Here is an 11,391-nt window from a genome sequence, read left to right on the forward strand (position 1 = left end):
TTCAACACTTCACAAAAGAAACAATCAAATTATGATTTAGCCTTATTTTTATTTTTTGCCTCTATATTTCGATTTGGTAAAAATAAAATACTTTTTAATGAACCCCAAACTTAAAAAACCTCAAACGTTTTATTTACCAACAAAACAATTTAATCTAAAAAACAAAAACAAAATTAAATTTCAAAAAAATACACAAAAGAAAGGAGCTTTTTTATGATTAAAATAGCAATAGATTCCATGGGAGGCGATTTTGCCCCATTAGAAATTGTCAAAGGAACCTTGCTTGCCTTAAATAAAAATAAAGAGCTTCATGTCGTTTTATATGGCAATCAAAAATTAATAACTCCACTTATTGAAAAAACTTCTTTTTTTGGCAACAACCAAATTACTATCAAACACACCCCTTATTTTTTAAGATCAGCCGACAAAAATATAAGAGACCAATTAAAAGCCACTCCCAACGCTTCTTTATTTTTAGCGCTTGAAGCAGCCAAACAAGATGAGGTTCAAGGAGTAGTTTCGGCAGGCGCTACCCAAACTTTGGTCTTAGCAAGTCATCTTATTCTTAAAAAAATGCCTTTAATGCAAAGAATTGCCATTGCCCCTATGTTTAATTCCTTTGATAATCGCACAAGAATTTTGTTAGATGCAGGCGCTAACACCGAACTAAAACCCCAGCATTTGCACACTTTTGCAAATTATGCCACCATTATTGCCAAAGAAATTTTAGAAATTCCAAATCCCCAAATAAAACTACTTAACATCGGAACAGAGCCTACCAAAGGAAGAGCTTTGGAACTTGAAACTTACCAACTTTTATCCCAAGACTCCAATCTTAATTTTGGCGGTAACGAAGAACCTCAAAACCTTCTTACTACTTCAGCAGACATTTTATTAAGTGATGGATTTACTGCCAACATCGCCTTAAAAACTTATGAAGGCACAATGCTTAATTTCATGAACCACTTAAAAACTATCCTTACTAAAAATCTTATCAAAAAAATGGCCACTAAAACTTTATTTCAAAAACCACTACAACAATTAAAAAACCAACTAGACCCACGACAAATTGGAGGAGCTATGCTTTTAGGACTTAACAAAATTGTCATTAAAGCTCACGGTTCTTCCCAAGCTTACGCTTTTTGCCAAGCTATTTTACAAGCTCAAAAACTAATTAAAGCCCAAGTAAATCAAAAAATTGCTCATTCCTTAGAAAGTTCAAAAAACAAAGAAACCCAAAGTAAACAAGCATCAACAACAAACACAGCTCCCAAAACCTCTGAAACTCCCAAAAATTCTGAAACCACCAAAGAAAGCCAATTCCTATGAAAAACATCCAAACTCTTTTTCAAACCCTCAATATCACTCCCCAAAACCTTGCCCTTTACAAACAAGCTCTTACCCACAGCTCTTATTCTAACGAACAAAACCCACCCCAAGAAGACAACGAAAGACTTGAATTTTTAGGAGATGCCATCGTAGGCTTACTTATGGCTGACTATCTTTATTCCCAATCCAAAGAAGACGAAGGCATTATGACTAAAAAAAGAGCTCAAGCGGTGTGTGGAAGGTCACTTATCATCTACGCTCAAAACATTGAATTGCAAAATTATCTTCTTTTAGGCAAAGGAGAAAAAAACAAAGATTTTAATGCTAAAAGTATTATGGCAGATACTTTTGAAGCCTTATTTGGTGCTATTTATCTTGATTTAGGATATTTGACAGCCAAAAAAGTTTTTCATAATATTGTCTTAACTCACTTAGCAAAAACTATCTATATTATTGATTTTAAAACTCAATTACAAGAAATAGTTCAGTCAGAAAAAAAAACTATCCAATATAAAATAGTCCAAGAGCAAGGATTTGCTCATTCTAAAAATTTTGTAGCAGAAGTTTATTTAGAAAAAAATCTTTTAGGAACAGGTGAAGGCAACACTAAAAAAGACGCTGAGCAAAAAGCAGCCCAACAAGCATTATCCAAAGTTGCCAAACCCAAAGACCTACTCAACAACAAAGGCGGCAAAGAAAAGGAGCTTCAATAATAATATGGTTATGTTTCAAAAACTTTACGAAGATGGTTTTTTACAAGTAGAAAAAATGTTAATTCAAGAATACCAAAAATTAGGATTAACCTACCCTGAACTAACTATTTTGCTATTCTTACTAGATTTTTCCAAAAAACGCGTCTTTTCGTCCAACGCCTTAGCCAAAAAAGCAGGAATCACTAAAAAAGAAGTAGAACATATTTTAGAACAATTAATGTCAAAGAGTTTTTTTGACCTTTCCCAAGAAACTAAAAACCATAAAATTATTGAAGTTTTTTCACTACACCCCACTTTTGCCAAGCTAGAAAAAATCTATCAAGACCAAATTCGCGAATCCAAACGCCAAAACCAACTTACCTTAATCCAACAAACTATTGAATATTTAGAACACAACAAAGGACAAACTCTTACATCTAACGAATTAGATTTAGTTAGAAATTGGTATCAAGACCAAGAATTTAGCCATGAAGAAATTAAAAACACAATTGAAGAAGCTCTTTGTGTTAAAAAAACCTCTGTTTTTTACATCAACACTTTGCTTGGCAAAAAGAAATTTTTGACAGTTATACCCGATGAAAAAGCAGACAAAGCCTTAGCAAAACTTTTTAAAAAAATAAAATAACACTCAGTTTGGGCAAACAAAAAGTCAAGCTTACTCTTTTTATGTGTTATAATTACTTATGTAATTATTTTTTTAGTATTTCAATTATTTTATTTATGAAAAATAACTAGTAAAGGAATTAAAAAGATGAAATTTTTAGCAACTAAACGAGGAAAAATCATTACTGGCATTATTTTTATTACTGTTACTCTTTATGTAGGTTTAGGTTTTTATATTTCTTTTAATCCTGTTAACTGGCTTTCTCCTAAAAAAGTTTGGGCAAAACAAGCAGTTCAAAATTTGTATAATTCAATTGAAAAGTTAACAAAAGAAGAAAATAAAGGCAATGTTAATTCCAAACTTGCCAGCATTAAAACTAATTTAGAAGCAGTAAATAAACACGTAATTGAATATTATAAAGAATCAACTAGCAATGAATACAAAGTAGTAAAAGAACTATACGAAACAATTGTTAAAGCAAAAGACGGTGCTTATGATGATTTAAAAAAAAACGATAATAAAGCAGATGATGCAATTTTTTCAAATATAAAAACATTATTTAAAAACGATAATGCCAAAAACCTCCAAGAAAAAATAAATAATTTAACCAAATAAAAACACCCTTAATAAGGGTGTTTTTATTTGGTTAAATTATTTATTTTTTTGATTTAATAAAGACGCTTCAACAAACCCTTTAAATAAAGGATGTGGTTTTAATGGTCTTGACAAAAACTCAGGATGAAATTGTACTGCAATAAACCAAGGATGGCTTTTTAACTCAACAATTTCACAAAGCTTTTGTTCTTGATTTATTCCAGAAACAACAAAATCATTATTTTTTTCAAATAAAGCAACATAATGAGGATTCATCTCAAAACGATGACGATGTCTTTCATAAATTATTTCTTGATTATAAATAGCTTTACTTTTGGTGTTGGCTTTAAGATGGCACGGATAAGAACCTAATCGCAGGGTTCCTCCTAAATTGCTGTCAACTATTTTTTTAGTAATTACAGGATGCGGCGTCTTTTCGTCAACTTCCAAAGAATTGGCGCCTTGTAAATGTAGCACATTGCGGGCATATTCAATAACTGCTAACTGCATACCTAGACAAATCCCAAAGAAAGGAATATTGTTAGTTCTTGCATAATTAATGGCTAAAATTTTGCCTTCAATAGCGCGATTGCCAAAACCATAAGGAACTAAAATACCATCATAGTCTTCAAGCAAAGAAGAAATATTGTCTGGCGTTACTTTTTCAGCATCTATCCATTTAATTTCCAGTTTACAATTATATTGATAAGAAGCATGTTTAAGAGCTTCTATGATTGATAAATAAGCATCATGTAAAACAATGTATTTACCCACTAGAGCAATGACTACTTTTTTTTCTAAATTTTGGATGCGTGTAATTAGTTGTTGCCAGGCTTGCAAATCGGCGTTTGAAAAATTAGTAAGTTTTAAATGTTGTAAAATAAAATCATCGATTCCTTGATGATGCAAGTTAAGAATCATTTGATATAAAATATCAACATCTAAGGCTTCAAAAATAGCTTGTGGATTGATGTCACATAAAGCAGCAATTTTATTTTTGGTTTCTTGGTTGATAGGAACTTCACTACGTAAGACCAAAATTTGAGGTTGTATTCCTAAAGCACGTAATTCTTTAACGCTGTGTTGGGTAGGTTTTGTTTTGATTTCTTGAGCTTTTTTTAAATAAGGAACTAAAGTGGTATGAAGATACAAAACATTGTGATAACCAAAATCAAAGCGCACTTGTCTGATGGCTTCTAAAAAAGGCGATGATTCAATGTCTCCTACGGTGCCTCCAATTTCTACAATAACAACATCTGATTTGTGAAAAAGAGCAGCATCAATTAGTTTGCGTTTGATTTCTTCAGTGATGTGTGGAATAACTTGAACGGTTTTACCTAAGTATTTGCCTTCGCGTTCTTTATTGATCACACTTTGATAAATTTGCCCTGCAGTGACATTTGACTTTTTGCTCATGTTTTCATCTAAAAATCTTTCATAATGACCCAAATCAAGATCAGTTTCAGCGCCATCATCAGTGACAAAGACCTCACCGTGTTGATAAGGGCTCATTGTTCCAGGATCAATATTAATATAAGGATCTAGTTTTTGAATACTTACTTTAAGACCTCTATTTTTTAAAATTTGCCCAATAGAAGCAGCAGTGATGCCTTTTCCTAGGCTTGAAACGACTCCTCCAGTAATAAAAATAAATTTGGTTTTTAAATCTTTATTATTCAAGTTTTTGTACTTCGCTTTCTTTATGATTGGCTTGTGTGGTGCAATTGGAGTTTTGATTTGATTTTGATTGGGGTGTAATGGGTTCAGAGAAGGATTTATAAGTGATTGGATGGGGCTTTGTAGGAGTTATTTTTTTACCAATAACAGTTAAAATAGGGATTTGGGTTTCATATCTTTTTTGGGTGTGTTCTAAAATACGAGGATCAAATGAAACTATATTTTTTTTAACTAAGATAATAATAGTTGAACCTCCTGTATCAAAATAGCCTTTTTCTTGACCTTTTGAAAACGTTTGCAAAGGATGATTTTGGATTTTTCCTACCAATGTGGCTCCTACTTCTATTTGAACTATTTTACCAAAATTTTTGGTTTGTAAGATACTATATTCGCGAGTGTTTGTTTTAAACACATCAAAACTTTCAAAGGCAATGGGATTTACTATATGTAATTTTCCTTTGATTTTGCAAGGAAACATTTGAAAAAAACCTTCGTCTACAAAAAGATAACGGTGATAATCATGGGGTTCTAAGCGGAAAATAAGCAAATAGCCTTCCTCGTATTCTTGAGCTAATGTGGGATTTTGCAACAAATCAACTAAACTGTAATTGGTTTCTTTGATGCAATAGAGTGCTTTTTTGGTGATAGGATAAATACTTAATTTGGATTCACAAGGACTGATAAAAGCAAAGTTGTCTTGAGGAATAGCAAGTTCTTTGTATTTTCTTGTAAAAAAATCATTATAAGAACTAAATTTTTGTTTTTCAAATAAGTTTAAATCAATTTGGTGTTGTTCGATGATTTTCAAAGCGTATTGGCGTGACCAAGGAGAATAAAAATACAGATTAACTAACCAAGAAATAGGTTTAGTGATCAAAATTTTGAGAAGGCATCTTTTCCAAAAGTTTTTTTCTAAGTTTGTGTATAAAAATTTTTGCAGGCGACTTGCTGGGTCTTGACAAATAATTTTTCCTTCTAAATTAACTATTTTCATATTGTAAATCGCTCACTTTGTAATTGCCATTGGTAACAAATATTTTAATAAGATTTTAAGCAACATAAATAGGATAAAATTTAGTGCTAATAATAAAATAATTGTTATTGTAGTTTTGGCTTTTGGCTTGGGGAAATGGATTTTTTTACAAAGAAATAAAAAAGTTAAAAGTAACATGCAGGCAAAATGAAACCAAAAAAAAGTAGGTCTTTGTTCGATAAATCCTAAACTTTTGAAATCCCAAGTTTTGCAAATAAACTTAGCTAAAAATAAAAAAGGAAATAAAATAACAGCTGCAGTTACGGGCAAACCTGTAAAATAAGAAGGGCTTTGAGAGTCGTATTTTTGGGTTTCAGCTAAAACATTATAATAAGCAAGTCTAATTAAGGCTGCCAAAAGATAAAAGCCCCAAACTAGCCAAACAAGTGCAAATAGCCAAAATTCTTCTTTTAGGGTTGAAGTTTCACCTTTGAAACTCAAAGAATAGTTAATAAAAATAGGAAGGACGCCAAAGCTTATTATATCGGCTAAAGAATCAATTTGAATGCCATAGCTTTTTTCTGTATGACTGCGATTTTTTTTGGTTCGGCTTACCACACCATCAAACATATCACAAACGCCTGATATTAATAGGCAGATTAAAGCAGAAGTGTATTTGCCGCAAGCACCAAAGCCAATGCCACAAAAACCACTCATTAAATTTAGGTAAGTTAAATAAGTTGTATAATTGTAAAAACCTAAAAACATATTATTTAACCTCGTTTTACTAATGTTTTTTCTTAAACCATTTTTGGTTGTTTAGAGTTGGGGGGAATAAAAAAGGAAAAATCCCTTATCCATCAAGAATAAAGGATATTAATGAACTTAAAAAAACTTGATAATTATTGATTGGTTGTTTGTAAATGCAAATTGTAAAGTAGTAATTATTTTTCATAAAGATGTTCGTATTCTTCTTCTAATGGATCTTCATAATCATCTTTGTCTTCTAAAACAATATCATCTTCAATTTTGTCATCGTCTTTGTTTTGTTCTTCTGAAGATTAGTCTTCTAAATCAAGCAAATCATCTTGTAGAGGGTCAGTTTGGACAGTGTCTTTGTCAGAAAGGAAATCCTCAAAATCTAATTCTTGTAAATTGGTATCTTCGTCTAGAGGTTCGTCGTTTGAAATTTGAGTTTTTTCAAAAAAATCTTTATCCCAAAAAAGTTTATTATTTTCTTTAATAATTAATTGATTGTCTTCACAAAAAACAAATTTTCCGCTCAAAGCGATGTCTAAATAAAGCTGATTAGCTACATTGGGGTTGTTATTTGGGATTTGGTGTTTTTGCAATGTTTGTTTTAATAAATCATAGACTGAAACAGGATTGTGATGTTTTTTCATAATGTCATAAGCAGTTTCCAAAAGTGATTTTGGAGTTTTGGTTTTTTTCATAAAATACCTCCTTTTAATGTAATAATGTTTGGGATTTGGGAAATAATGATAAGTGATAAAATAAAAAGAAAAGAAAGGAAAAGAAAAGGGCTAAATAAAATAAAGAAATGCAAAATATGGGGGGTAAAAATTTTAGAATTCTATCAAATCTCCAGATGCTTTTTGCATGAGTTCTTTGGATTTTCTTTCTAACTTTTTTAAAGCAGCATTAAAAGCCAACAAAACGCTTTCTTGGAGAATTGCTTTGCTGTGAATTTGAGAAATAATAACATCTACGACTTTTTTGGTGCCTTGTAAAACAATTTCTACATCCCCTGCTTTGCCAATAAATTCTTGTAATTCTAATTGTTGTTGAGCGTTTTCAATTGCTTCTTGCATTTTTTTTAATTTTTCAAACATATTAGATTGTGTTTTCATAATTTTTTGCTCCTAGTTAATTATTTCTACTATATCTTTACCAAAAAAATCATAAGCTAGTTGGATAATAGCAGGCTTGGTTGGTTGGGTCGCTTTGATTTGATATAAGTCAAGATCAAAATTGCAAGTAGCTTTGAATTTTGCAATTGATGCCTGGTTTGGCTGAGGATGATTTTTGTTGTAAAAAGTTTCTAAGGCTTGCCAATCTTGTTTTAAAAAAGCAATGTAGTCTATAATTGCAAAAGTGTCGTTATTCAAAATTTCTAAAGCTTTTTGTTTGATGTTTTTTTGTAAAACAAGTTCAAAGGCATCTTCATCTTCAAAAACTAAAATCATTTTTTGGGATTGACTCAAAGCAACTATTTTTCCTCTATCCAAAATTTCGGCTACACTTTTATAATAACTGTGAGTAGAATAGCGATTTTTTAAATTTGTCCAAAAATTTGTTATTGTGTTTTTGATTGGCTCGTCTTGATTAGATAAAATATTAATTGCAAATGATATCAAATTACAAAGAGAAGAATTGGAAAAATAAGGGTGTTTTTTTGTTGGGGATTTGGTTTCTTGTGAGTTTTGGGAAGGCAAGTTATTTTGTTGAGTCAATTCGAAGGTAGTAGAATTGTTAGGTGTTTTTTGTGAAAAATTATTTTGAGACTGTAAATCTTGGACTGGATGCAGATATTCTGTTTTTGGTGGTTTTGGTGGTTTTTCGTTTGCTATTGACGCAAGTTTAGTTGGTTTGATTTTTTCTGTTTTGTCAAAGGTTTTTTTTTCTGTATTGTTTTGGGTAAGCTTTGTTGGTTCATAATTTTCTTTGGCATTTGTTTCATCTAATGCAAGTGATGCTTGCTCATTATTGTAAATATTTGTTTTATTTGTTACAAATTGTTGAGTTTCTTGTAAATTGGCTTGAAATTGAAAAGAATGTAGAGAGCATATTTGCAAAAAGGCAATTTCTACCAAAGATTTTTTTTGATCGCTTTTTTTGAGGTCTTGCTGTAATTTAATTAAGATTCTTAAAAAATGATCAATGTGGTTTGTTTCTTCAAGCAATAATATTTTTTGGTCTTGGGAAAGTGGCGATGTTTTGGAATCTTTTTTATTTTTGGCATTCCAAATTAAATAATCTTTGATAGCATCAATTAAATCTAAAATTAAAAGGTCGATGTTTTTGCCTGAATCAATTGCTTTGTGCAAAAGTTGCAATGCTTTGATCGCTTCTTTTTTTAGTAGATTTTGGAACAATTTTTTGATAATGCTGGCAGACACCGTACCTTTAATATTTGCAACATCTTCTGAAGTAATCAAATTATTTTGATAAGCGCTTACCTGATCTAACAAACTAAGGGCGTTTCGCATTCCACCTTCCGAATGGCAAGCAATGCTTTTGATGGCATCTTCAGTGATAAACATATTTTCCAAAGCAGCAATTTTGGTTAATTGTGCAGTGATGTTTTTGAGGTTCAAATTTTCAAAGGCAAAACTTTGGGCGCGCGAAAAAATGGTGTCAGGGATTTTATAAATTTCGGTAGTAATCAAGATGAAAACTACATGTTCGGGTGGTTCTTCTAAAATTTTTAACAAAGCGTTAAAAGCGTTTGGTGTAAGGACGTGAACTTCGTCAATAATATAGACTTTGTATTTGCCTGTGTGAGCTTTGTATTGGGCTTTATCCTGTAATTCTCTGATTTCGTCAACCCCATTATAAGAAGCGCCATCAATTTCTGTTATGTCTGTGTTTGCTTTGGTAAAGTTTTGGCAATAATGACAAGAACAACACACATCTCCTTGATTGGGCAACAAGCAATTAATGGCTTTGGCAAAAATTTTGGCTAAAGTAGTTTTTCCAGTGCCTTTGTTGCCGCTAAAAAGATAACAATGATTAATTTTTTGGTATCTGATGGAATTTTTTAAAGTTTGGATAATAATTTTTTGACCGACAACATCTGCAAAAGTTTGTGGTCTGTATTTTCTGTATAAAACTAAATAAGACACTAAAAACTCCTTTGATTAAATTATGCCCAAACTACAACAATAAATCTAGATAAATTAGAACATAAATAATTTTTATATACAAAAAAATCTCTTAAATATTATAACATAATATTAGATGAAAATAGAAGTTTATTTTGCAAATTTGCAAATGAATTATTTGTTTATTGTAATTAAAAATATTGATCTATTCTATGGTTAGAATACGATTAGATTGAATTAACTTTACATTTATTATTTTTGTATTTTTTTCCCTTTGCGTCATAATAAATAAGAGTTCCATCTTTCAATTCTTTTTTATGCATTTTGCCATTCTTTTTATAAAATTCTATTTGCCCATTTTTGCGGTTTATTTTTTCTATTGTCTCGCATTTTTTGAAAAATACTTTGTCGCCATTTTTATTTTCTATATCGCCATTGTTTTGAACAAAATATTTTTCACCATTTTGAGTATATATTTTTTCTATTTCTTTGGTTTTGCTAAAAACAATATACTCGATAACTGATTAAAATTATAAAAGCTATTTGTCTATAAATAAAATAATTAACATAATAAATAATAATCTAAAATAAACTAAATTGCTTATGACTTTATTATAACCCAAAAATATCAAAATAATAATTTATAATCGTTTTAAAATAAAATTAATTCCCACCCATAAAGAAAAAATAAAAGCCAAAAAGACATAAAAAGTGGTTAAAATAACGAATTATATTGTTGTTTTGTTTTTTTTGATAAAATATAGTTAATAACGTTTATCAAGCGACGTTTAAATATTAAATATAAATCAACGACCTAATATACAAAAGACAAATTATCTAATTATTTTTTTTCATTTTAAATATTTTCTAAAATAGTTAATGAGAGTGGAGAATTAACAAATATGTGTTTAAATAATAAAAAACAAAAAAATAAAAAGGAAGAGGCAATATTAAGAAAAAGCATTATTAACAAATTAAAAAAATGGGTTATGCAGAAGTTAGCATCAAAACACAAGAAAAATTAGAGGATAATTTTAAAAGACAATTTATAGAATATAACAGTAGGTATGGTCCTGACACTTCTTTTTAAGAGAAGGGGAAGGAGGAGCTGAATGAATACTGGTTTTCTACAATTAATAGTGAATTGCTTACCAATGAAAAAATGGATGTTATCGACATTTATAAATATTTAAGAAAAGAAATAAAAATTCCAAAAAAAGACAAAAAAGACTATTTTTATTTTAATTTTTTTAATAAAAAAATTGGTGTAAAATATTTTTCAAGTAGCACAAAACGTTCCTGCTCAAAATTCATATAAAAACGAGTCAAAATCAGCTGAGTATGATATAGTAATATTAATTAATGGCATACCACTGGTATTAATAGAATTAAAAAAAAGAAGTTTGGATAAAGGGCTTGACAAAGTGAACTGTTCCATTTTTTTAGACACTTTTTTATTTAAAAATTACTCTTTAAGACTTAAAATTAAATAGATAATTTTATATCTTTTCAAACTAACAAATAATTTCATTACACTTAAAAAATGTCTAATGTTTTTTCATAATTTGCTAGTTTCAAAAGATATTTTTTTAAATATTTTATCCCTACACTATATATATAGGCCGAAAAAATGAAAAACTCACCATAAAACAACAT

At 29.8% G+C, this 11,391-nt stretch carries 11 protein-coding genes; 5 read left to right on the forward strand and 6 right to left on the reverse strand.

From position 1 onward, the window contains the following. Positions 1–213 precede the first annotated feature (213 nt). The 4 genes from plsX to KE631_RS01805 all read left to right on the forward strand — a co-directional run bounded on the left by plsX (position 214) and on the right by KE631_RS01805 (position 3,261). On the forward strand, positions 214–1,329 hold the full coding sequence (gene plsX / locus KE631_RS01790) for a phosphate acyltransferase PlsX (protein WP_212509162.1): 1,116 nt from the start codon (positions 214–216) through the stop codon (positions 1,327–1,329). After that, positions 1,326–2,042, forward strand: coding sequence for a ribonuclease III (rnc, locus tag KE631_RS01795; protein WP_212509163.1), 717 nt, complete (start codon positions 1,326–1,328; stop codon positions 2,040–2,042). The genes plsX and rnc overlap by 4 nt, the downstream gene beginning before the upstream one ends. A gap of 4 nt (positions 2,043–2,046) precedes the next feature. After that, positions 2,047–2,667 (forward strand): DnaD domain protein, encoded by a 621-nt coding sequence (locus tag KE631_RS01800; RefSeq protein WP_212509164.1) that lies wholly within the window; start codon positions 2,047–2,049, stop codon positions 2,665–2,667. A gap of 126 nt (positions 2,668–2,793) precedes the next feature. After that, positions 2,794–3,261: a hypothetical protein gene (locus tag KE631_RS01805; protein WP_212509165.1), complete on the forward strand. Its 468-nt coding sequence runs from the start codon at positions 2,794–2,796 to the stop codon at positions 3,259–3,261. Between the two features lie 36 nt (positions 3,262–3,297). On the opposite strand, the gene KE631_RS01810 is transcribed toward KE631_RS01805, so the two are convergent. From KE631_RS01810 to dnaX, 6 genes are all read right to left on the reverse strand, one after another. Further along, the gene (locus KE631_RS01810) at positions 3,298–4,920 is read right to left on the reverse strand and encodes a CTP synthase (protein WP_212509166.1); all 1,623 of its coding nucleotides are present in this window, start codon (positions 4,918–4,920) and stop codon (positions 3,298–3,300) included. Beyond that, entirely contained in the window at positions 4,913–5,911 is a 999-nt protein-coding gene (locus tag KE631_RS01815; RefSeq protein ID WP_212509167.1) for a phosphatidylserine decarboxylase, read from the reverse strand. Before KE631_RS01815 ends, KE631_RS01810 begins: the two co-directional genes overlap by 8 nt. A gap of 12 nt (positions 5,912–5,923) precedes the next feature. Next, a complete protein-coding gene (locus tag KE631_RS01820) occupies positions 5,924–6,658 on the reverse strand; it encodes a CDP-alcohol phosphatidyltransferase family protein (protein WP_212509168.1) in 735 nt (244 codons plus the stop codon). 293 nt (positions 6,659–6,951) lie between these two features. Next, entirely contained in the window at positions 6,952–7,344 is a 393-nt protein-coding gene (gene rpoE / locus KE631_RS01825; protein ID WP_227807046.1) for a DNA-directed RNA polymerase subunit delta, read from the reverse strand. Between the two features lie 132 nt (positions 7,345–7,476). Further along, on the reverse strand, positions 7,477–7,761 hold the full coding sequence (locus KE631_RS01830; RefSeq protein ID WP_212509169.1) for a YbaB/EbfC family nucleoid-associated protein: 285 nt from the start codon (positions 7,759–7,761) through the stop codon (positions 7,477–7,479). Positions 7,762–7,773: 12 nt separating this feature from the next. Beyond that, positions 7,774–9,756 (reverse strand): DNA polymerase III subunit gamma/tau, encoded by a 1,983-nt coding sequence (gene dnaX, locus KE631_RS01835; protein ID WP_212509170.1) that lies wholly within the window; start codon positions 9,754–9,756, stop codon positions 7,774–7,776. A 1,253-nt stretch (positions 9,757–11,009) separates the two neighbouring features. Between dnaX and KE631_RS02690 the strand changes: the two genes are divergently transcribed. Further along, a complete protein-coding gene (locus KE631_RS02690) occupies positions 11,010–11,228 on the forward strand; it encodes a type I restriction endonuclease (protein WP_212509173.1) in 219 nt (72 codons plus the stop codon). Positions 11,229–11,391 lie beyond the last annotated feature (163 nt).

The sequence above is a fragment of the 'Santalum album' aster yellows phytoplasma genome (genome assembly GCF_018283495.1).
Taxonomy (GTDB): domain Bacteria; phylum Bacillota_I; class Bacilli_A; order Acholeplasmatales; family Acholeplasmataceae; genus Phytoplasma; species Phytoplasma asteris.